The sequence below is a fragment of the Rhizobium sp. 05L419 genome, assembly GCF_056397845.1.
Map to the genome: position 1 here is coordinate 1 of NZ_JBFTOF010000045.1, position 21,584 is coordinate 21,584.

At 58.5% G+C, this 21,584-nt stretch carries 24 protein-coding genes; all 24 read right to left on the reverse strand.

Annotation, left to right across the window (positions count from 1 at the left end; genetic code table 11):
* Positions 1–252 (reverse strand): tetrahydrofolate dehydrogenase/cyclohydrolase catalytic domain-containing protein (locus tag AC1DMK_RS29590; RefSeq protein WP_477863852.1); only part of this gene is annotated, 252 nt, incomplete at its 3' end.
* Positions 253–374: 122 nt separating this feature from the next.
* Positions 375–2,081 carry a GumC domain-containing protein gene (locus tag AC1DMK_RS29595; protein ID WP_477863853.1) on the reverse strand — a complete coding sequence of 569 codons (1,707 nt, stop codon included), beginning with the start codon at positions 2,079–2,081 and terminating at the stop codon, positions 375–377.
* A gap of 102 nt (positions 2,082–2,183) precedes the next feature.
* Positions 2,184–2,975 carry a WecB/TagA/CpsF family glycosyltransferase gene (locus AC1DMK_RS29600; protein WP_037060985.1) on the reverse strand — a complete coding sequence of 264 codons (792 nt, stop codon included), beginning with the start codon at positions 2,973–2,975 and terminating at the stop codon, positions 2,184–2,186.
* 247 nt (positions 2,976–3,222) lie between these two features.
* Complete coding sequence (locus AC1DMK_RS29605) at positions 3,223–3,753, reverse strand: hypothetical protein (RefSeq protein ID WP_037060935.1); 531 nt, start codon at positions 3,751–3,753, stop codon at positions 3,223–3,225.
* A complete protein-coding gene (locus tag AC1DMK_RS29610; protein ID WP_037060934.1) occupies positions 3,753–4,118 on the reverse strand; it encodes a hypothetical protein in 366 nt (121 codons plus the stop codon). The genes AC1DMK_RS29605 and AC1DMK_RS29610 overlap by 1 nt, the downstream gene beginning before the upstream one ends.
* Positions 4,119–4,135: 17 nt before the next feature.
* The gene (locus AC1DMK_RS29615; protein ID WP_477863854.1) at positions 4,136–4,702 is read right to left on the reverse strand and encodes a rod-binding protein; all 567 of its coding nucleotides are present in this window, start codon (positions 4,700–4,702) and stop codon (positions 4,136–4,138) included.
* A gap of 32 nt (positions 4,703–4,734) precedes the next feature.
* Positions 4,735–5,148: a hypothetical protein gene (locus AC1DMK_RS29620; RefSeq protein WP_037060930.1), complete on the reverse strand. Its 414-nt coding sequence runs from the start codon at positions 5,146–5,148 to the stop codon at positions 4,735–4,737.
* A gap of 3 nt (positions 5,149–5,151) precedes the next feature.
* Positions 5,152–5,904: a flagellar biosynthetic protein FliR gene (locus AC1DMK_RS29625; RefSeq protein WP_037060929.1), complete on the reverse strand. Its 753-nt coding sequence runs from the start codon at positions 5,902–5,904 to the stop codon at positions 5,152–5,154.
* On the reverse strand, positions 5,901–7,988 hold the full coding sequence (flhA, locus tag AC1DMK_RS29630) for a flagellar biosynthesis protein FlhA (protein WP_037060928.1): 2,088 nt from the start codon (positions 7,986–7,988) through the stop codon (positions 5,901–5,903). Before flhA ends, AC1DMK_RS29625 begins: the two co-directional genes overlap by 4 nt.
* 88 nt (positions 7,989–8,076) lie before the next feature.
* Entirely contained in the window at positions 8,077–8,343 is a 267-nt protein-coding gene (gene fliQ, locus AC1DMK_RS29635) for a flagellar biosynthesis protein FliQ (protein ID WP_018898452.1), read from the reverse strand.
* Positions 8,344–8,413: 70 nt separating this feature from the next.
* On the reverse strand, positions 8,414–8,839 hold the full coding sequence (gene flgD, locus AC1DMK_RS29640; protein WP_477863855.1) for a flagellar hook assembly protein FlgD: 426 nt from the start codon (positions 8,837–8,839) through the stop codon (positions 8,414–8,416).
* Entirely contained in the window at positions 8,830–9,279 is a 450-nt protein-coding gene (flbT, locus tag AC1DMK_RS29645; protein WP_037060923.1) for a flagellar biosynthesis repressor FlbT, read from the reverse strand. The genes flgD and flbT overlap by 10 nt, the downstream gene beginning before the upstream one ends.
* Positions 9,276–9,623, reverse strand: coding sequence for a flagellar biosynthesis regulator FlaF (gene flaF, locus AC1DMK_RS29650; protein ID WP_037060921.1), 348 nt, complete (start codon positions 9,621–9,623; stop codon positions 9,276–9,278). The genes flbT and flaF overlap by 4 nt, the downstream gene beginning before the upstream one ends.
* A 36-nt stretch (positions 9,624–9,659) precedes the next feature.
* A complete protein-coding gene (locus AC1DMK_RS29655; RefSeq protein ID WP_477863856.1) occupies positions 9,660–10,781 on the reverse strand; it encodes a flagellar hook-associated family protein in 1,122 nt (373 codons plus the stop codon).
* Between the two features lie 3 nt (positions 10,782–10,784).
* Complete coding sequence (gene flgK, locus AC1DMK_RS29660; protein WP_037060919.1) at positions 10,785–12,272, reverse strand: flagellar hook-associated protein FlgK; 1,488 nt, start codon at positions 12,270–12,272, stop codon at positions 10,785–10,787.
* Positions 12,273–12,413: 141 nt separating this feature from the next.
* The gene (gene rem / locus AC1DMK_RS29665) at positions 12,414–13,085 is read right to left on the reverse strand and encodes a transcriptional activator Rem (protein ID WP_037060917.1); all 672 of its coding nucleotides are present in this window, start codon (positions 13,083–13,085) and stop codon (positions 12,414–12,416) included.
* 282 nt (positions 13,086–13,367) lie between these two features.
* Positions 13,368–13,952 (reverse strand): lytic transglycosylase domain-containing protein, encoded by a 585-nt coding sequence (locus tag AC1DMK_RS29670; RefSeq protein WP_037060915.1) that lies wholly within the window; start codon positions 13,950–13,952, stop codon positions 13,368–13,370.
* Complete coding sequence (gene fliK, locus AC1DMK_RS29675; RefSeq protein WP_477863857.1) at positions 13,873–15,264, reverse strand: flagellar hook-length control protein FliK; 1,392 nt, start codon at positions 15,262–15,264, stop codon at positions 13,873–13,875. Before fliK ends, AC1DMK_RS29670 begins: the two co-directional genes overlap by 80 nt.
* A gap of 1 nt (position 15,265) precedes the next feature.
* A complete protein-coding gene (motC, locus tag AC1DMK_RS29680; RefSeq protein ID WP_477863858.1) occupies positions 15,266–16,573 on the reverse strand; it encodes a chemotaxis protein MotC in 1,308 nt (435 codons plus the stop codon).
* A 3-nt stretch (positions 16,574–16,576) separates the two neighbouring features.
* A complete protein-coding gene (locus AC1DMK_RS29685) occupies positions 16,577–17,815 on the reverse strand; it encodes a MotB family protein (protein ID WP_037060910.1) in 1,239 nt (412 codons plus the stop codon).
* On the reverse strand, positions 17,812–18,447 hold the full coding sequence (locus AC1DMK_RS29690) for a hypothetical protein (protein WP_477863859.1): 636 nt from the start codon (positions 18,445–18,447) through the stop codon (positions 17,812–17,814). Before AC1DMK_RS29690 ends, AC1DMK_RS29685 begins: the two co-directional genes overlap by 4 nt.
* 166 nt (positions 18,448–18,613) lie before the next feature.
* Complete coding sequence (locus AC1DMK_RS29695) at positions 18,614–19,579, reverse strand: flagellin N-terminal helical domain-containing protein (RefSeq protein WP_037060908.1); 966 nt, start codon at positions 19,577–19,579, stop codon at positions 18,614–18,616.
* A gap of 274 nt (positions 19,580–19,853) precedes the next feature.
* Entirely contained in the window at positions 19,854–20,762 is a 909-nt protein-coding gene (locus AC1DMK_RS29700; RefSeq protein ID WP_037060907.1) for a flagellin N-terminal helical domain-containing protein, read from the reverse strand.
* A gap of 256 nt (positions 20,763–21,018) precedes the next feature.
* On the reverse strand, positions 21,019–21,584 hold a 566-nt coding region (locus AC1DMK_RS29705; protein WP_477863860.1), incomplete at its 5' end, for a flagellin.

A 21,584-nucleotide genomic window follows, 5' to 3' on the forward strand; every position in this document is an offset into this window, starting at 1 on the left:
GGCCGCCACCAGGGCCGCCAGCTCTTCCTGCTTGGTTTCGACCGGCAGCGTCTGCTGGACGGATTTGAAGCCGCATTCCTTCGCCATCTTGCTCTTGGAACTCACATAGGCATGGCTTGCCGGATCGTCACCGACGATGATGACGGCAAGGCCGGTCCTGACGCCGCTTTGCTTTTCCAGTGCAGATGTCGCGGCCTTGACCGTTTCGATTACGGATGCTGCCACCTGTTTGCCGTCGATTACTGTCGTCAAGACTGTCTCCTGCCCTCGCATCGCCATTCTAGCCAGTGGCGGTCAGCACGATTTGCCTGCCAACGCCCTATCCTGCCTGAAACGAGAAATGCAAGTACAATCGTGTCGCAGCCACGCGACTTTCAGGATGCCGCGGAATGCGACCGCAGCCGGTCGCGCATGGCAGCGATTTCGGAACGGATGACGTCGACATCGTCCACTGCCAGCGTATCCGGCCTCGCTGCGGGGATATAGACATGCGGTTCGGCAGGCTTTGCGGCCTTTTCGGGCTCCTCCCTGCCCCGCCCCCATACCGCAGCCAGGCCGAAAATGAGACCGGCAAGTGCACCGACCAACGGTGCGAACCAGGAGCCGCGTCCCGAGGAAGCGGCCGAAACCTGCGGCGCCCCAAGGAGCGCGACGTGGCTTCCGCCTGAGGGTACTGCCGCCGTGCTGATCCCGTCTTCCAGCCGTGCCCGAGCTGCGGCGGCTTTGTCCCGCAGCTCCGTCAGCTTCGCGAGATCCACCCCCGTATCCCTGCTCTGAGCGATCAAGGCATTGCGCTGGTCGGTGAGCTGCCTCCTCGCGGCGACCGCCGACTTGGCTTCGTCGTTGGTATCGCGCGACAGCCGCGCGAGCTCTTCAGTGATGCTGCCGCTCAGACTATCAGCTTCCGCCTGCTGGGCGATCAGCCTCGGATGCCGCGGTCCGAGTTTCGCGGCAAGTTGGGCGAGAGAGGATTTCGCGGCAGCATAGTTTTCTCTTCGTTCCTCCAGCGCCGGCGACACGAGGTCGGCAGGCAGTGCGCCGCTCACGACATCGGCGACCTTTGCGGTCTTCAATCGATCGGCGCGCTCCCTGGCAGCGACCATCCTCTGATCAGCGCCCTTGAGCGCATCATCCGCATCGGAGATCTGCCGCTGTAGGCCGACGGCGACCTTGACGTTGCCCGCGCCGGCCTGCTGCGTGAACGCGGCAAGCACCTCTTCAGCAGCCTCATTGGCTTTCCTCAGTGCGGCGTCATCTCCGCCGGTAACGGGTGCAGGGCGCGCAACCGCGGAGGCAAGATAGGCGGCAATGCGCGCAGACTTGTCGGCGCTGCCTGTCGTGACAGCGAAATCGACGGTACCGGCAGCAATATTGGCGGATGCGTGGATGACAGCGGCAAGCGACGCTTCTGCTCGCGAAGCGGGATCGATCGCCGCTCCGCTGGCCGACAGCAGATCGACCGCGATATTGAATGCGCCAGTGCCGGCACCGGCAAACGCCGGATCGCGATCCAGCTTCAGCGCCGAAACTGCCCCGGCAATCGTGCGCGGCGACAGCAACGCATTTTTCGCGGCGTTGACAAGCGCCGGTCGAGCGTCGGGCGTGCCTTCGACAGCGAGGACGCCTTGCGCGCGGTAGCCGGACGGCTCCATCGGGATGAGCATGCCGCCGACGGCACCTGATCCGCACAAGGCCGCTACCAGGACACCGGGCAACAGCCTGCGCGCGCCAAAGGCGCTCATTTTTTCAGGCGAAAGCTCCGGCGCCGACCGGAAAGGGAGTTCGTCGACAACGTGGACGGCGCCTTCGGCCTCGCTGGAAAGCGCTTCCGGAGCAGGCTCGGGGTCGTTTGCTGCCTCAAGCTTCTTGCCGAGAATGGTCTCGATGCGGCTTACCAGCGGCAGGCGTGCGTCGGCCTGCTGCTGCGCCTTCAGGGCGCGTTCGATGACGCGAAGCAATTCGGCCTCCGGCGGCGGAATGTCTGCCGGGAGATCAACGGGAGCGAACGCGTCCGAACGGTCCGCTCCTCTGGCAGGCAGGGGCAGTGACTGGGGCAGGCGTCTCGAATAGGTGTCGCGCATCGCCAAATCTCGTGCATGGAACGGTCGATCCCCATCGCAGTCGCGGATGGTTAATCAAGTTTAAACATTCCTGGCAAAGAAATCGTTAATATGCGGCCTATCCTATGTGGATCGCTTCAGGATCCGCGCGCGACGGCTAAAGCGGTATTGCAGGACGAAGTAGAGAAACAGCGGAATGCCGATGACGTAGCGCCGCCACAGACGGGTAGGTTCCTGCACCAGCCGATAGGCCCATTCCAACCGCATCGCACGCACCACTTTCGGTGCACGCGGGACCGTTCCGGAGACGAAATCGAAGAGGGCGCCGACGGTCAGCACCAGGCGCGCGTGATCACTGCGTATGGTGTGGTAGGCCCATTTCTCCTGAAGCGGCGTGCCCATTCCGACGATGAGAATGTCGGGTTTCCGGCGCTCGATTTCCGCGACGACGTCCGAGGCATCTTCCTTGTCGAAGTACCCGTCCGAAATGACAATGAATTCATGCCAAGGCGCGTGCCGGCGAAAGTTCGCGGCCGCACGCTCGACGACATCACGCTTGCCGCCGATCAACCCGATGCGGCGCGGCTGCTCCATGAATGTCAGCAAGGCAGGCACGAAATCGGTGCCGTTCAAATTGGCCGGGAAAGGTGAGCCATGGGCTATCTGCGAGGCGATGTTCAGGCCGATGCCATCAGGCAGCACCAGATTCTGAGAGAGAATTGCGCGATATTCGGCGTCGCGCAGCGTCATCAGCATGTTGTGCGCGTTCACGAAGGAAATCGATGTTTGCCCCACGGGCACCGACAGCAGTTCGTTGATGAACACGAGCGCGTCGTCCCATCCGAGATCGCAAACCGGCAAATCGAAAATGGCCCGACGCGAGGCGAGCACCGCGAAATTCGCGATCAGATTCATGCCTGATTCCTGGCGATAGTGCTTCATTCGTCGAGCATCCCGGCGGAGAAAAGATGTTTGCCTGGGATCGCGCGGTGAATGAAACGCCAGTGCGCACGTCAGCCCATCACGGAGGCTTATAACAGCCTGACTTCAAGCAACCTTTAGGAAAACCCTTTGAATGCGTTCACACGCGTCAGGAGATCATTAACCACATGCGTGGCCCTGAAACGCAAAGCGGCGCCGCAAGGCGCCGCATCGGCGAGGCCTATTCGGTGGCCTCGGTTTTCTCAGTAGCCGGTGGAATGACATTCACCGGCTTTCCCGTCTTCGGCTTATGTCCGGAGGATGTGGCACCGACCTCTTCCTTGGAGATGTAATCGAGCTGTTCAAGCATAACCTGGTCGATGTACTCGCCGCCAAGATGGCCGTTGATGTTCTTCTTGACCAGGTCGCGAAAGGCGTGCGCATCGAACGCCTTCATATTGGTGACGTCAATCATCTTGTTTCCGACAAGCAGCGTGAACAGCTCGTCCGTCGTCATTTCGGTCAGCGGCAGAGAGACATTCTTGATCATGTCCTTGTTCATCATGAAGGACATTTTTCCGAGGAAGTATCCGGCTACGGCGCCGTCTTTCACGATCGGCACGGTGATCGTCTCACCCTTCACAAGCTCGACTTGGCTTTGCTTGGAATCATCCGGCGCCGGCGCCGGCGCMGTCGCCGAATGCACGGTGAAATAGACCGACGCCAGCGTGATCGCGCAAACCCAAACGCCAGTGAGAACGAGCTTGATCATCAGGCATCACGCGCTACGAATTGCTCTTGCGAATACGTGCCGTCGGCGTCAGCGTCCTGAACGGCGTTCTTCAGCAGATCGGCCACCGTGCGCACGGCTTCCAGGTGCGCTTCGACCCGTCGGGCGTTGAGGACGAGCTTCTGCTTCAGCCCATGCAACTGATCCAGGTGCGAGGCAGCGAGTTCCTTGGGATCCGTGTCACGGAAGAGCGTCGAGAGCTCATAAAGGCAACGGCTCTTGTGAGCGTTCGATACCTTGAGATCGAACTGCGGATCAGTGCCGATGCGCGTATTCTCGTTGTCGATGATCATTTCAAGGCGACCAAGAACGGATTTGATCCGGTATTCGTTCGAGATTATTTCCATTTTTTTCCTCGATTCTCTTAGGCGTCGCTGGCGGACTTGCTGTCCGCGGTGGGGGTACCGAATGTCTTGCGCTGGAATTCGTCGATCATGCTCATCGCCACCTTGCGATCATCCTGATCGGCGGAGGCGTTGACAACCTTGCCTTCCTGCTTCTTGAGCGCATCCTGATAGAGCTGCTTTGCGACGCCGATGCCTTCGCCCTTGGCAATTTCGTTGCCAAGCTGCTCGGCCATCATGCCCTTCCAGATATCACCGGTAGCACCTTTGCCGTAGACTTCCTCGCTGTCGCTCGGCAGCATGTTCTTGATGAAATTCTGCAGAATCATCGCTTCGAATTTGCGATAGGTCTCGGGAATCTCCTCTATCTTGGTGCTGCGATTCTTAGTATCGCTGAGGCCGATCTTGCCTGTCGCGCGATCAAGCACGTCGACAGCCGATGTGAAACCGTTGCCTGCTTCGGCAAGGCTGTTTGCCGCGAAAGCTGCCTGGTTCGCCTTCAGTTTCTCCTGGGCTGCCTGGACCTCAAGCGGGTCAGCAGCTCTGACAACATCCAGCACCAGATCACTCGGAGGTGAAATAGCCAAGTCACAATCCCCTTGATTTAAGATTGCGACGATTATGGTTTTCGAAGCTTGCTGGAGGCTGGCGTACCGAATTTTTGATCGATGATATCATAGACTGCGTTGTCGTCGGCCTCGCGACGCTCGGCATCAAGGGCTTCCTGCATGCCCTCTTCGAGGCGATCGCCCTTGGCGCGCTCCTGCTGCACGCGCATCTGGTGGACTTCTTGCATCCCGGTGAGCTGCTTGTCCTTGATGCCCAATCTGTTGAAGCGGTCCGCATAGCCCTGAGAGAAAGCGTGGTGCACCGGATCCATCGAGCCCAGCGCCTGGATGACACTATCAATCTGTTCGCTCACTTCGACGCGCTGACGGCTCGTTTCGGCCAGATCGTACTCCGCCATCTGTTCCAGATGCCGCTGCACGGCGACGAGGCGCCTCAGTTTCTGCGAGCGTGTCTTGTCCGCCATCCGCTACCTGCCGATAAAGACGCTGGCGAAGGATTGACCGAACTGGCTGATCATTGCCGCGACCGAGAAGTAGAAGAGGAACAGCCCGCCAAACAGCAGATAGGGTGTCGATATGAAGTAGACAGGTATCTGCGGCGCAAGCTTGTTGATGAAGCCGATGGCGATGTTGAACAACAGGCCGAAGATCAGGAACGGGCTGCATAGGCGCAACATGATGAAGGTCGTGGCCGACAAGGTGTCCGTGAACGAGATGAGCGTACTGCGCATCTCCATGATGCCGCCAAAGGGCATCGACGTGTAGGAATCGATCAACGCACGGAAGACGATGTGATGGAAGTCCATCATGAAGAGAATCATCATGCCGGCAAAGGTGACGAAGCCCGATAGGGCGCTTTCGGCCGTATCTTCGAAGATGTCGCTTGCGCTCGGCTGCGAATAGCCGACCATCATGGCAAGAACGCTCGCTGCAAACTGCAGACCGAGCGTATAGAGGCGCGCCAGCATGCCGTACATCACACCGATCAGCGTTTCACTGAAGATAAAGCCGATATAGGTGGCGCTGGATGTGTGAACGGCCGGATAGACCGTGTCCCACAGCACCGGTATGACCGCAAGGGACAGAGCTCCGGCCATGAAGACCCGCATGACCATCGGCATGCGCGCTGAGGAAAAGCCCGGCATGACCAGAACGCAGCCGCCGATTCTGCAGAAAACCAGAAACAGCGCCAGTACGGTCCCTTGCGGGTCAGTTATCATGAAATAGAGCCCAGAATCTTTATCTCGATGCCCTTGGCGAGCTCCACATGTGACAGGACCGGGAGCGTTGCGAACAGCCGTTCGATGATCATACGCACATAGGATCGTGTTTCCGGCGAGGTGACAAGGGCGAAAGGCAGGCCTCGATCCATGAATTCACGGATAACTTTCGTCGCCTGCTCGCTAAACTCCTCCAGCATGCGCGGATCGATGTCGAATTCGACCACCTCGCCCTTGTTGTCGCGTTTCAGGGCCTGATGGAAGGCGAGATCCCACTTGCTGCCGAGTCGCAGCACGCGCAGCACGCCGTTGTCCGCCAGGTCGCCGCAAAGCTGCTGGGCCATGCGCACGCGAACGTGCTCCACGATCTGCTCGGTCTTGCGCACATGCGGGGCCAGTTCGGCAACGGCTTCCAGAATGAGATGCAGATTGCGGATCGAAACGCGCTCGGCGAGCAGCAGCTTCAGGACTGCCTGCAGGCCAGAATATGACATGTGCGACGAGCAGATTTCGTCGGCAAGCTTTTTGTATTCCGGATCAAGCCGGTCAATGAGCACCTTTACATCCTTGTACGACAGAAGTGCCGGCAGGTTGTTGCGGATGACTTCGCTCATATGCGTCAGAACGACGGAGACGTTATCGATCGGCTGGAAGCCTTCGCGCTTCAGATCGTCTGTAAAAGCCTCGAGGATGGAAACGGCAGGCATGCCGAAAGCGGGTTCGCGGATCTCGTCACCCGGAATCCTCGGCTTGCGGCCGGAACCGGTCACCACCAGCACTTCGCCGACACGCAGCAGGTTCGACGCGACCGTCGTGCCGTGGATGCGGATCTGGTAGGATTTCTCGCTGATGGCGATATCGTCGGTGACCTTGATTTCTGGAACGACGAAGCCGTACTGGGTGGCGAACTTCTTGCGCATCTTGCCGACGCGGAAGGCGAGTTCCTGGTGCGCGCCGAGCAGGCGCGTGGACACCATCTTGCCAAGCGCAAGCTCGATCTCCGACGTGCGCAGCACTGATTTGACGGAGTCCTTTTCCAGCTCCTTGTTCTGGACAACCTTCTTTTCTTCCTGTTCGCGGCGCACCCTGTTCTCCGCCTCCACCTGACGCGGAATGAACCAGCTGCCGAAGGCAAGCAGACCCCCGAGCGACATGAAAGGAATGAACGGCAGGCCGGGCATCAGGCCGAGGATCACCATCAACACTGCCGAGACCGAAAGCGCGCGCGGATAGCCGCTCAACTGATCGACGACTGCCTTGTCGGTCGAACCGACGGTGCCGCCGCGAGAGACGAGAAGGCCAGCCGCCAAGGAGACGATGAGCGCCGGCATCTGCGATACGAGACCGTCGCCGACGGAGAGCTTGACGAAGACGTCGGCAGCCTCGCCGATCGGCATGCCATGACGGAAATAGCCAATGATGATGCCGCCGAAGATGTTGATACAGGTGATCAGCAAACCGGCGATGGCGTCGCCGCGAACGAACTTGGACGCACCGTCCATCGCGCCGAAGAAGGAGCTCTCCTCCTCCAGCTCCTTGCGGCGGCGTTGTGCTTCCTTCTCGTCGATGATGCCGGCCGACAGATCGGCGTCGATCGACATCTGCTTGCCGGGGATGGCGTCAAGGGTGAAGCGCGCGCCGACTTCGGCGATACGCGTCGCACCCTTGGTGATGACGATGAAGTTGATGGTGATCAGGATCAGGAAGACGATCAGACCAATCACGAAATCGCCCGACATGACGAGACTTGCAAAGCCTGCGATCACGCCGCCGGCAGCGTCGTGGCCCTCATTGCCGTGCGAGAGGATGACGCGCGTCGTCGCGATGTTGAGCGACAGCCGCGTCATTGTCGCGATCAGCAGAATGGTCGGAAAGGACGAGAACTCGAGCGGCTTCTGAATCCAGAGGGCAACCATCAGGATCAGAACGGAGAAGGCGATCGAAAAAGCCAGCCCCATGTCGATCAGGAATGGAGGGATCGGCAGGAACAAGACGCAGATGATGACGATGATGCCCATGGCAAAACCGATATCACGCACGTCTAGGCTGGCTTTCGGAAGGGGGAGTGAAGGAGGTTGCGCCATATCGATTCCGTCTCTTCATGAGAGGTGCGGGCATGATGCCCACCAATTCGGATCGACAGTTAAATGGCGAAGCTTGCGCGAAGGTGGCTCAGAAGCCGGACTGGATGCGCGAGAAGACCAGATTGGTAAAGATCGAGATCTGCGACCCCACGAAGGGGGCCGAAATGCCGATGGTAACGAGGACCGCCACGATCTTCGGCACGAAGGTGAGCGTCGCTTCCTGAACCTGCGTCAGTGCCTGGAACAGTGCGATCACAAGGCCGACGATCATTGCTGCGGCGACAGCGGGGCCGGCAGAAACGAGAACAGTCCAGATGGCCGCCTGGAACAGATCGAGTGCGTCAGCTTCATTCATAGTCAGGCAACCTCATATCGCCTTTCGGCCCGTCCCATCCGGGCCGGACCGTTGTTCAATTATTGTCGGCTCAGGTCGACGCGGGCGGCGTTGCCGGAGCTTTATCCGCGAGAGTGATTCCCTGCTGAACGAGGATACTCTTCCCGTCGGTCGTCGTCGCGATAATTCCGTCGGAATAGACCTTGACCGAAGCGACCGTGCCTGTGACGGAACCATCAGCGCTGGTCATGTACTTGCCGATGTAGCTGCCGGCCTGGGTGAGGCTCGAGCTCGTAAGCAGCGTGTCCAGCTTGGTATTCGTCTGGATCGACTGCTCGACTTGCGAGAAGCTCGCAAGCTGCGACATCTGCTCGCTGGCATCGACCGGATCCGTCGGATCCTGGTTCTTCATCTGAGCGATGAGCAACTGCAGGAAATTGTCGTAGTTGAGCGTCGCCTTTTGTTGCGCCGTCTTCGGAGTGCCGTTCCCTACTCCTGAAACACCGTCTACCGCCATGGTGCGATCTCCTTGCGAATCTGTTCGACCATCGCGGGGTGCATCTCCTGATTGTTGAGAATGCTGTCTTCGATGGCATAGAGACCACGGATCGCCTTGAGCGCGTCGAAGGCGCGGCCAGTCGATACCAGACCGTCGATGCGCTTCAATTCGGCGAGGACTTCGTCGTTCTTGAAGCAAGTCAGAAGCATTGTGACCGACTTGCGGAACATCGTCGTCGACTGTTCCTTGCCCTCAGGGTTGATGAGGATCATCTGCGCGATGAAATAGAGCTGACGCAGTGGAGTCGTCGCATCCTCGGGCTGGAGAACGTGGTTTTCGAGAAGGAACGTTACATCATTCAGGAATTCCAGCGCCACCTTGCGGTCGACGCGCAAAACCGCACCGTTGATGAAGATTTTTTCTCCGGCTTTTAGCGAAATTCGAAGCGTGCTTTTCATTTAAGTCCATCCCTGATGATGGTGGTAACGTCAATAATGCCCTGGTAGTTCGTCGAGAGGCGCCGCCTTATCCGATCACATTCCTTCAGTATCCAGATTGCGATCGAGATGAGATTGGCCCGTAGTTGGATCTCAAGCTGGTTGTCCGGATGCTTGAGGTCTTCAATAAAACTCACCCAAACGCGGCGGGTGTAGAACAATGCATCGATGGCCTCCCGGCTGTACTTCTCTTTGTCCCGTGCAACCGAAAGCAGCTCGATGGATCGGTCAAGAACCTGGCGCTCCCGTTCCTTTGCATCGGCCACCGAGTCCTGCATGACCTCGGCATAAGAGAACTGATACATTCATGCATCCTTCTTTGTACTTGGCACCTTCGATCATCAAAGGTAATTCACGAGGCTGAGCTGCTGGATTTTCGATACGATCGTGTAGGCCGTCTCCAACTGTGTCTGGAGCGTGTTGACCAATGTCGATGCTTCCGCTCTATCGACGCCCTGGAGATCGACGAGCTTGTTCTGAATGATGCTTGTCTGTGCATCGAGGGCGTCGTTTGCCTTCGCCACACGCTCCTGGGAGAGACCGAGCTGGCTTGCCTGGGTTACGATGCCAGTTGTGCCCTGAGCAGCGTAACCGATCGCCCGCGAAGTAACCGTCCCAAGCGCATCGGCGCTCAGGTTCTGGCTGACGAGGGCAGATGCCGTGATCGAAGCGAGCGCGAAATAGCGCATGCCCTGCGAATTGGAATTGGTCGAGGAGGTTACGACTTCGGAGCTGCTGATGCGGCTCGTCATATTCTGGTTGGAAGCGCTGGACCAATTGCTCCATGCCGGCGGCACCACGTAGGCCGCAGGCAAGACGGGGGTCGGCGCCCCGGGGGGAGGAAAGGCGACCGGCGTCGACGTGGCGTTGAAGGTGTCCTGAGAGAACATCGGTTCGACGAACTTCGTGATGAAAGTGCCCATCTCGGCGCCGGTAAGGCTATTGACCGACTTGTTCAGGCCGGTCGCATAGGCCTGAAGATTAGTTTGAATGGCGGTCGTCGCAGCGGTCGACTGATTGGTCAGGGGTTGCACGTCGGTATTGATGCCCGAGAACAGATACTCGCCCTTGAACATCGTGTTGCCGGTGTCCATCAGCTGCGAAAGCGCGTTGTTGGCGGATTGCATGGCAACCGTAATGCTGGTCGCGTCCTGGCTTCCCTGAAGGGCCGTCAGCTTAGACACAAGGGCGTCGCCAGCGGTCTTCATGTTGGTCAGACCTAGCTGCGAAGCAGACAGTCGTCCTGAGACGATGGAATTGCTACCTTTCAGGGCCTTGATACGGCTGACCTCGGCCGTGAAATTCACGCTGGTTGCCGCACCGGAACCGATTGACGCGCCGATGTCCGCATAGACGCCGGTTGTGGCCTCCAGGGAGGAGGTGACCAGTTGCTTCTGCGACTGGCGGATCGTCAATCGCATTGCGTTTTGAATGGCTGAACTAGAAATAAATGAACTTTTCATGGCTTAACTCGCTATGTCCAGCAATGATTTCAACATTTCGTCGACAGCATTGAGGATCTTCGTGGCTGCCTTGTAGGACTGTTCGATGTCGAGCAGCAGCGTCAGCTCTTCGTCCAGATTGACGCCTGTCTCGTTGGAGTAGGCTTCCGTAGAGCGGGACAGGGCCGCGGCCGTATTTTCCGATGCGGTCGTTGCGTCACTTCGATACTGTTCGAGCCAGCCGACCGAATTCGAGGCGTATGTCAGAATATTGACGTTCGACGAAAGTCCCGCAGTCGACGAGAAGGTCTGAGCCGCTCCCATTGAGGTGTAGAGAGCGTCCAGATTGTCGGAAAACCCGCTATTGTTGCCCAGGTTGAGGTTGGTCAGGCCGCTGATCGATCCGTCGCGCAACCTCATCGGGTCGCCATACGTACTGGTAGCGGGGTTGTACACGCTGGTTTGCACATTGATGTTCACAGAGATGGTCGCTGCGATCCCGTCAATGACACCTGTGGTCGCCGGCGTTCCACCAACTGCACCAACAGCGGTCTTCCAGACGAATAGCCCGGGCTGTGTCGTGGCCGGCGCTCCGCCAGTCTCGGAAAACATCGAGACGAGCGACTTGGCGATTTCATCTAGCTGCGACTGCATGGTGGGCGCGATTTCATCGCGCACCTGCAGCAGCGCCTGCAGACTACCTTGAGACGTCGTCGTCGAGCCTTTGCCGCTCGCAAGCGCCACACCGTCGATGTAGACCCCATTGCCCTTAATTTGCGCGGTATAAGTGTCCTGCGCCGCAAAGGTTACATTGCGCGGAATCGTATCGAACACGATCGTGCCATCGGTCGTATAGAGCGCCATGTCACCGTTGCCTCGTTCGACGGTGTTGACGCCGACGATCGAAGAGATTTGCTTCAGGAGCTTGTCGCGTTCATCCAGCGCATCGGCGGGAACCCCACCGCTCGCGGTCCCGCTCTTGACGGCGTCGTTCGCCGTCTTGAACTGCGCCAACAAAGTGTTGAGCGTGGAGACCTGCGTCGCGATTTCCTTGTCCGCGCCCTGGCGAACCACCTGGATCGACTTAGACGCATTGTTCAGCGAATTGGCGACGTCCTGGGCTGCCGTGATCGCGCCTTGTGCAGCGATCGTGCTGCTCGGCGACGTCCGGAAAGCCTGCAGCTTTTGTTGAAAGACCGAGAGATAGGTCGCCGGCGCGGTTTCGTAGTTGTTGCCGCCGAGAATCGATTTCAGGTCGGTGAGGCCGCTCAACAGCGTTTGCTGGCCGCTGTCTTGCGTGCTTGCCTTCAGCCATTGCCGCATCAGGGCATCTTCCTGTGCCCTGCTGATCTTCACGACCTGCGCGCCATTCAGCGACGTGCTGATCATCGCCTGCCGGCGGACGTAATCGCTGTTGCTGGAGTTCGAGATATTGTTCGATACGACGCTGCTTTGAGTGCCGGTATTGTTAAATATGCTCTGCGCGGTATTCAGTGCGGACGTGAGCGACATGGCTGACCCGTTACCTTACTTTCGATTCCCTTAGTAGACCTGAGAGTATTTGGTGGGCCTTGCGTGAAGCTGTCTGGAGCTGAAGAGCCTACCGAAACTATCCGAGGTTAGCCTTCACTCACGCGGCCCGCTTTAAAGAAATCAATTCCAATCAATGCAATAGCCAAGGAAGCGCTTCGAATCGACAGGGTCGACACCGAGCTTCTTGCGGAGCTTCTTGCGGAGCTTGGAAATATGGCTTTCGACGACGTTTTCTTCGACTTCCTCGTCGAAGATACCGTAGATGGCGTTGAAAATCTGGGTCTTCGTGACGCGCCGACCGCGGTTGGCGATCAAGTACTCGAGGATGCGGCGCTCGCGACGTGGTAGCACAAACACCTCACCGTGGATTTCCGGATCGCGACCGTCCGAGAAAACGCGGATTCCGCCGATGTCGGTATGACTGGAAATCGCCTTGAGGCGACGCCGGATTGCAGCTGCGCGGGCCAGGATCTCGCGGGGATGCACCGGCTTGCGGACAACATCGTCGACGCCAGAGTCGAAAAGCGCCAGCGTGTTTTCAAGCGACGGCTGATCGCTGACTGCGATCACCGGAGCCTGGGTCCGGTCTCGGATGGCACGCGGCAGTTCGGACGTCTTCTGTCCCTGCCCTATCAGGAATGCCTCGACGGCGGCGATATCAGAATCCGCCGCAGATTGAACCCATTCCCCGAACTCACCTGGATCAAACCCTGTTGAAGGAATGCCCTCACGCCCAAAAAGGGACGTGTATCCGTCTTTCACGAGCTCACGCTCATCAACCACTACGATCATTCGTCCGCCTCCGAATCACTTGTGGTACCTCGATGCTCTATGGGTACGAATCGCACGATTCTGGGACAAGCTGTAGGAACTCACTGGCAGAAATTAATAGTTGATTAAGATTTTGGTCCCGATTTGGCCTAGATGTAGTGGGTTGTCGAGTTTTTTAACACAAAAGTTTCGTGGAAAAGTTAACGAAGCCTAAATTGTGACTTGCGTGGCCACATTGAGCCAGAATCCTGCCACATTGTGACACATTTCTGGTTTGTTCTGTTTCTGCTATCTTTGATTGAATCAATTGTTGCAGAAGTTGCTCGCATTGGGAGTCCACTTGCCGTAGCCGGTGGCGACAAGATTGGCAATGACCCGGCATACGTACTGCTTCTGCGCGGGGTCATTGTTGGGGCCGGCATGGTAGCGCGCGACCGCCATCGTCCAGGTTTCGTGCCGATCATGCAGGTTGCGCAGGAACCTCGCGGCGTATTCCACGTTCCGCCGAGGGTCGAACATCTCTTCAGTGGATCGGAAATTCTCACCATGGTAGAATTGGTTGATCTGCATGCAACCTATGTCGATCAGCTTGGCGCCCGATCGGCGCGCCACGTCAAACTGCCTCAGGGCATCCTGTTCGGAGGATGGGAAGAAAGGCTTCCCCTCGATATTAAGTGCGTAGGGATAGAGCGACCCTTTCCGTCCCGTCTCGGTCAAGCCGACGGAATAGAGAATACCTTCAGGGATGCCGTACTTTAGCGCAGCTGACTGGATCTCCTGCTCGCACGCGCTGTTCGTCGCACTGGCCTCAGAGGTACACGTCGCTGCCGCGCCCGCGACCACCAGTGCTCGAAGAAGCACCGTCAACAGCGATCTCGCCTGCGTCATTGAAACCTCCAGCACTGCGCTGTCCCGATTGATTTTGACGCTCGCGAGCCTCGCCGCCCTGTCCTTGCTGTGCGAAAGCCTGCTGGCCCTGGGCGGCGCCCTGCTGCGCGCTCGCTTCGGACCGGGCGACGGGCGCCATACTGATCGTCACGTTGTCGATGGTATAACCTTGGCTGCGCAACGCCTCAAGAATCTTGCTGTGATCTTCCTTGAGCTGTCGGTAGGCTGCACCTGTCTCTACCTTCAGATCAACGTTCAGTGCGTCGCCTTGCAATCGCATTGTCGCGGTGACGAGGCCGAGATCGATCGGATTCATCTGGATCTTCAGCGTATTTACGACCTTCCCGGTGCTGGTCCATTCGGCGGCATTCGAGAGCGCCGAACTTGCTTGCATAGCATGAGCCCATTCGGAATCACCAGAAATGGCTGCCGTCACGGCAGCGGAGTTGGTATTCTGTGCCAGGCCGATATAGCGACGAGAATCTAGGACCGCGATGTTCTCGACATTCGTCTTGCCGGCAGGCTCGGCGGCGGCATCCTTCTCGATGCCGAGATGTATATCCATCGATTGCGCCTTGCCATCGGYGCGACTCAATCGAAACGTTCTGGCATCGGCGCCGTCCGCTGAATCCGTGCCCGGCATTTCGGCGTCGGCAGCAGCGCCGTCCTTGACCGATGGCGACTTGGAAACGTCGGCGATGGTCCCGTCCTTGGACTCTGTACCCATGACGGACCTGTCTTTTGGATCTGCCGGGGCCTTGGGGTCAGTCTTTTGTCCCGACAGGGCTATTGCGGCTACGGCCGTGACGCTGTCGGTCGGCAGTTGCTTGAGCAGGCTAAGCACGTCCGATGCGGCACTCTCATCAGCCGCCTCGTCCTCCGCATCGGTCTTTGGTGCCTTCGAAGGCTTGGCGCTGTTGGAGATGTGCACTACCACCCCGTCCTTGAGCTTTTCCGCTCCATCCTGCCGGTCCTCGGTCTGGTCCTTGCTGCCGGACTTGATCTCGTCGCGGCCCAGCTCTAGCGTGTCTTTCTGCATAGGACCGGTTTTCGCGCCGGCCTCAGCCTGCGCTGCCAGGGAGGCGTCACTGAGGTCGATCCGCGGCTTCGCCGTCGGCCGATGATGCGCGCTACCGACCTCTGCACCTACTGCACTCGTGCCCTCGGCATGCCCGTCCGAATCCGGGCCGGATCCGCCGCTCGCTTTGTTCAGGACATCCGAGAACCCGCCGCCGCCGGCCTCACTGCCCTTTGTCGTCTGTCGACCGGGCCTGACCACCGAAGGAGCGTCCGAAACGCTGATGTCCACCATGTCAGTTGCTTTCCTTGTTCAAGAGGCCGTCGATCTCATCCAATTGTGATCGACTTGACGTCACAAATGAGCGGAACGAAGGATCCGCGTCCTTTTGCCCACTCGCACCGGATATCGGCAAGGATGCCGCATCTGCGGTAGCCGGACCTGGGGCTGCATCGTGTTCGCCGCCCTGCTCCGCCACTTGCGGAACATCTTCCTGCTCAGAAGTCATTTCTTGATCACTAGATTTAGGGGGTGAGCCTTGCGTCAAGCTTGCCGGATCCGGCGCACGAAGTACCTGTTCTGCAACGCTTTTTGCTGCAGCGCGCAGAGCCTTGTCGCGAGGCGACAGGTCGCTGTCGGAAATCGTGTCGATGTTCTTTGCAGCCGCATTGATCCTGTCTGTCGGAATTGCAGCCATACCACCATAGAAATCCGCCAGCGCTCCAAACGCGTTGTCGGTGTTGCCCGCAAGCGCTTGGGCCCGCGCGGCGGCCATACTGGCCAGCTCGCTCTTGCCGGCAATTGCAGCGGCACGGGCGATGCGAAGATAAACTTCGCGCTGCCGCGCTTCGTCCATGAACGAGAGGATGCTTATGACATCTTCAGATTTGACTTGGTGATCATGATCGACGAGCAATTTGACGAACAGATCCGCAAACTGGCTGGCGTAGGGAGAATGCAGGAAGCGTCGGATATAGCGCTGTGAATATTCCAGCCCCTTGTCCACCATCCCGGCATCGACGCATATCGCGACCGACCGGCGCAGAGCCGCCTCTTCCACGATTGTGCCCGGCGCATTGAGGCGGGCACGATCGTACAGCTTCAGAGCGTTCACCGGCCCGCTGGCAAGGGTGACGTTTGCACTAACCAAGGCGAGGTAAGGACCAATTCTTTTGTCCTTGTATTCATCGGCGGCGTCGATCAGGCTCTTTGCGACGAGCAGTCCCTTGCCGCTCAGATATTTCCTGAGGATATCGGTCACGCGGTTGTCGAAATACCCATTCACGTCGCGTGATACCAGATATTCAAGCGTCTGCGGATTGCCGCCGCTCATGGCGTAAATCAGTGCCGCATCGACGTTGCGATCGTCGTCGAAGACCGAAGGATCGAGAGAACGCAGTCGCTTGTCGATCGTGCCAAGCATGAAGCGTTGCATCTCTGCTGCGGAATGATCTCCAAGCACAACGGAATCCTGCACGAACTGCAGGGATCGCAGCATCTTGTACGGTGCGATATTTTCCTCGTTTTCCGCACGCGCTGCGCCGGATGGCATTGCCGCAAGGCCAAGAAGGAGAGGTAGGAGATGGCGATGCAGACGGGCCATGGGTTATCCCTGATCCGCCTGCACGAGGATCTCGATGCGCCGGTTCGCCGCATTGAACGGATCGGCCGGTTCCTTGAGTTTGCGGTCGGCGAAGCCTGATACCTGCGAGATGCGCTTCTCATCGAGCCCGCCACGGACGATCATGTAGTAGGCCGCCTGGGCGCGATCCATGGACAAGCGCCAGTTCGCGTTCTCGCCCTTGTATTGACGGCCGTCGGTATGACCTCTGATGACGACCGCGCCCGGCTTGTTCTTGAGCACTTCGCCAATCTTCTCCATCGCCAGGATCATCTCCTTGCGCGGAACGGCGGAACCGACATTGAACATCGAGTCGTCGCTCTGATCGGAAATACTGACCAGCAGTCCGCCTTCCGAGGGGGTCACGGTAAGCCCCTCTGCCAGTTTGCCGGCGACGCCGCCGATCTGCCGGGTGATTTCCTTCTGCAACTCCTGCGCCTGCTTCAGTTCGTTCGCCTTTTGCGCGTCGGTCACCTTTGCTTCGCCGGCCTTGCTCTGCTCCGTCTGTGTCTCTTTGTTCTCGGCGTCCGCGGCCTTGGTCATATCCTCGGACTTTTCCATCTCGGCCTTTGCTGCTTCCAGAGGATCTTGCGAAGGGTCTACCGGCGTCGTGTCGGATACCTGCTGTTTTTTGTCGGCATGTGTCACCTCGATCTGCTTCGTCCAGAAATCCGGATCGAACGGGTCGCGATAAGCCTCGCCGCCGTCGGCGCCGGTTGCGGGACCGGAATCGCTGGCTCCGCCCTCGCCCTTGGCGCTGACGTTTGCCTGTTGGCCGACTTCCTGCGCGATCTCCGCGAGAACGGAATAGGGGTTCTCAAAGAAGTCGGCTTCCGAATAGTTCGCCTGGTCGCCGGAGGTGGACGTCTGATCTTCACCGGTCGAGGCCGCGGCCCCCTTGTTCGGGTTGTCTTCCTTCTCTTTCGACTTGTCCTGCTTCTCTTCGCCGTCTGCTTGATCGACGGGCTTCTTCAAGCCTTTTTCGGTCGGCTTCTCATCGGCGAGCTTGATCGGATTGAAGTAGGTCGCCACCGAGGCCTTTGTTTCCTCGTTTGCGGCGTTGACCAGCCACATGACGAGAAAGAATGCCATCAACGCGGTCATGAAATCGGCATAGGCGATTTTCCAGGCACCGCCGTGGGACCCTTCGTGATCGCCACCACCGTGACGCTTGACGATGATGATCTCGTTCTTGCCGTGGTGATGGTTTTCGCTCTCGCTCATTCCAGAACTTTCTTCAAGCTCGTCGCCCAGGCTGACATGCGGGTCACGAGAATCGCGTCACCGAATTCAACCGTTAGATCGACATCGGGCGTTTCATGGTGGCGCAGAAGGCCTGCCTTCTCGCCAAGTGCATTCTTCAACACGTCGAAGAGCCGTGTGGGGCCCTTCACGTTAATGGTGCCTGCGTCGCCTTCCAGTATCGCTGACCGAAGGCTGCCGGCGAGGCTGAGCACCGCCTTCTGCGCGAGAATGTCCGTCATCACCGGCGCGAGGACCTTTGCGGCGGCAGCACTGACCAGCTCGGCAACCTCGGCGGCAATGGTCTCCAGCCGGGATGCGATCAGCTCGGCTGCCTCGACCTCGTACCGATCCTTCAGCTCTTCGATCTCGCGCTGGTGCACCAAGGCGACCGTCTGCGCTTCGAGTTCGAATTTTTCCGTCAGTGTCGTGGTCGCCTCGGCATAGCCGGCGGCACGGGCGCTCTGTCGTTCGACTTCGACATCCACCTCAGGTTCAGCCGGGATTTCGGCAAAACCGCCAAAGTCGTTGGCAAAGTCATCTGCCTCGACGGCCGGCACGACCACGGCAGGTTCGCCAAAGTCCTTCAGATAACGAGAAAGAAGCGCGCTCACTGAACCCACCCTATGCCCGCATAAAACTGCAACATGCCGCGCCCCAATTCGACCAGACAATTCTTCAGGCGCGATTCCGAGAAGCGCCTTCATGCATCGAAACTAGGGTGTCAAACTTGTGCGAAGATGAAGGACGGCAGCGCCGGCGTCGCCGCCGCTGCCTCTCTCACTGCAGAAGGATCAGCACCTTGCTCGCTGCGGTGTTCAGAATCGAAACTGCCTGCACAGCCATCTGCTGCTGCGTCAGCAGTGCCTTCTGCAGGGTCGATGCCTCGTCCATGTCGGTGTCAACCAGCGCGCCCACGTTCTTGTCGATCAGATCGGACATGTCCGCGGTGTATGCCACGCGATCGCTGATGCGCTCGCTCATGGTACCGAGGCCCGCTGCAGTTGTCGTCACACTCTTGAGCATCGCGTCCACAACCGCGAGCATGTCTTTCAACTGCTTAGGGGTCGTGCTGGTGTCGAGTTTGATCTCGGTTCCGCCCGCGGGCGTCGTGGATCCAGCGTTGACAAGATAGTAGTTTCGGGACGTGGCGCTGCCGTCGGGATTCAACGTATTCGCGTCGGTCGCCTTTGTCAGCACGCCACGGTTGGCATCCGTCATGTCGATCATCACGGTTTGGGCGGCAGGAAAACTGATGGTCTGCGCCTGGTAGTCCCCGTTTGTGCCGCGAACGAATCCGCCGATCACCGAGCGTGAGGTCGGCGGCGTTGCATCGCGATTGAGCAGCCAGTTCTCGCCTGCGAAGTTGGTCGTCAGAACGGTCGTCTGCAACTGGCTTTTCATCTCGCTCAGAGACGTATTGAGTTTCGTCTTGTCGACGCCGGCCTCCTGTGCAGAAACGAGGGTAGCGCGGATATTGCCTAGCTGATCGATCAAACTGTCCAGCGCAGTGTAGGCGGTGTCTACCTTGGATGCCCCGACGCCTAGCGCATCGTGAATGTTCTGCAGCGAGCTGCTGTCCGACCGCATGACGCTCGCAAAAGACCAGTAGGTCGCGTCGTCCGCGGCCGTCTCGACGCTCTTGCCCGAGGAAACCTGCTGCTGAACCGTAGCCGCATCCTTGTTGATGATGCGCAGCGCAGCGAGAGCATTTACCTGTCCGGCGCTGGTAATTTTATAGGTCATCTTGGGCTCTCAGGTAGGGGAACGGGACAGGCCGGACTACCGGCAGCGACCGACTTGGCGTCATGCCACCGACTGGTCTCCCAGGTCGGCTTGTCGCTGAAACAAATCAACTGTTGGAAATTTAACCAAGCCAGGCGACCCGCGCAAGGTGCAGAAATTCGGGTCCGCAAGCTTCGCGCAACCTTTAATATTGCTTCGAAAACAAAGAGAAAGCCGCATCGGATGACGCGGCTTTCGATCGCTCGGAACGGCGCTTGAAGCGCCGCCTATTAGATTAGTTCTTGAACAACGTCAGGACATTCTGCGCGCTGGAGTTTGCGATCGACAGTGACTGGATCGCCAGTTGCTGCTGCGTTTGCAGCGCCGTCAGCTTACTCGATTCCTCTTCCATGTCGGCATCGACAAGTCGTCCGACACCGGAGTCGATCGAGTCGCTGAGAGTGGATACGAAACTGTCCTGGAGGTCGATGCGCGTCGAGATCGAGCCGAGCTGCGATGCCGCCTTTGTCAGAGCGCTGAGGCCGGCTTCGACGGCTGTCAGTGCCAGGTTGATGTCTGACGGCGCGAAGTTGGCGATGTTCATGCTGTAGATCGAACCGATGGTGCCAGTCGAACTGCCGATGATGCCCGCGGTGGTATTGATAGCGCCCGTGGTATCCATGCCGAACAGCACGTTGCCGTTGGTGCTGTCATCGAGGACGTATTGCGTCGTCTGGACTGCGACCTGGCCGTTCGCACTGCGGACGAATGAGGAGACAACGCTCTTCGTCGTGTTGCCGGCAACCCAGTTCTCGCCCGAGAAAGATGCCGAGCCCGCAACGCTCAGCAGCTGCTGCTGGAGCTGTCCGATTTCGTCCTGGATCTTCGTCTTGTCGACGCCCTTTTCCGTCGCTGCAACGATCTTGGCCTTGATTTCGCTGACGATGTCGATGGCGCTGTCCATTGCCGAATAGGCCGTGTCAACCTTGGCCGCACCCAGACCGAGAGCGTCCGAAACGGCGGACAGCGCCTTGTTGTCCGAACGCATGGTGGTTGCAATCGACCAATAGGCGGCGTTGTCCTTGGCTTCGGCGACGCGATAGCCGGAGGAGACATGATTCTGTGTATCTTCGAGGCTGCCGTTAATGCTGCGCAGGGTCTGGAGCGCGGACATAGCCGCAACGTTCGTCAAAATACTTGTCATAAAAATCGCCCCTTACGGCAAATGGATCAAGGGACACTCCGGAAGAATACCGGGAACGGCAATCAGCGTCATGCCTGATAACCACCTGTTAGGTTTGGTTAACATACCGTTTCGTTGACGCCAACAAACATCAGTTTGGTTAACAAAGACTTAACGAACAGAAAAAAGGCCACACTCCTGCGAGTGCGGCCCTTCAATATCAGGCGCCGGAAGCCGGCGCCTTGTCGTTGCGGGAGCGCCTGTCGGCGCCCGTCTATTAGCTGCGGAACAGCGAGAGGATGTTCTGCGAGGCGGAGTTGGCAATCGAGAGCGACTGAACAGCGAGCTGCTGCTGAGTCTGGAGGGCCGTCAGCTTGCTCGATTCTGCTTCCATGTCGGCATCGACCAGACGACCGACACCCGACTTGATGGAGTCGGTGAGCTTGGAGACGAATTCGCTCTGCAGATCGATGCGCGTGGACATCGAACCAAGCTTCGAGCCGAGGGCGGTCATTTTGACCAGTGCCGTTTCGGTGTCGGAGATGAGGTTGTCGATGTCACCCTTGGTCGACGTCGAGGTGATCGAGAAGCTCGAGATCGAGGCAGTGGTGAATTTCGCGCCGTTGGTGCCGAGGATGCCGTTGGTACCGGCTGTATCGAACAGCAGATCGGTAGCCGTGGTGATGTAGCTTGTGGTGGTGACGGAAACGCCGCCCGAGGAGTCGCGGACGAACGAGGAGACGACGCTCATCGTTGCGCCAATGCTGTTCTGTACCCAGTTCTGACCATTGAACGAGGCAGATGCAGCCACGCTCTTCAGCTGAGCCTGCAGCTGTGTGATTT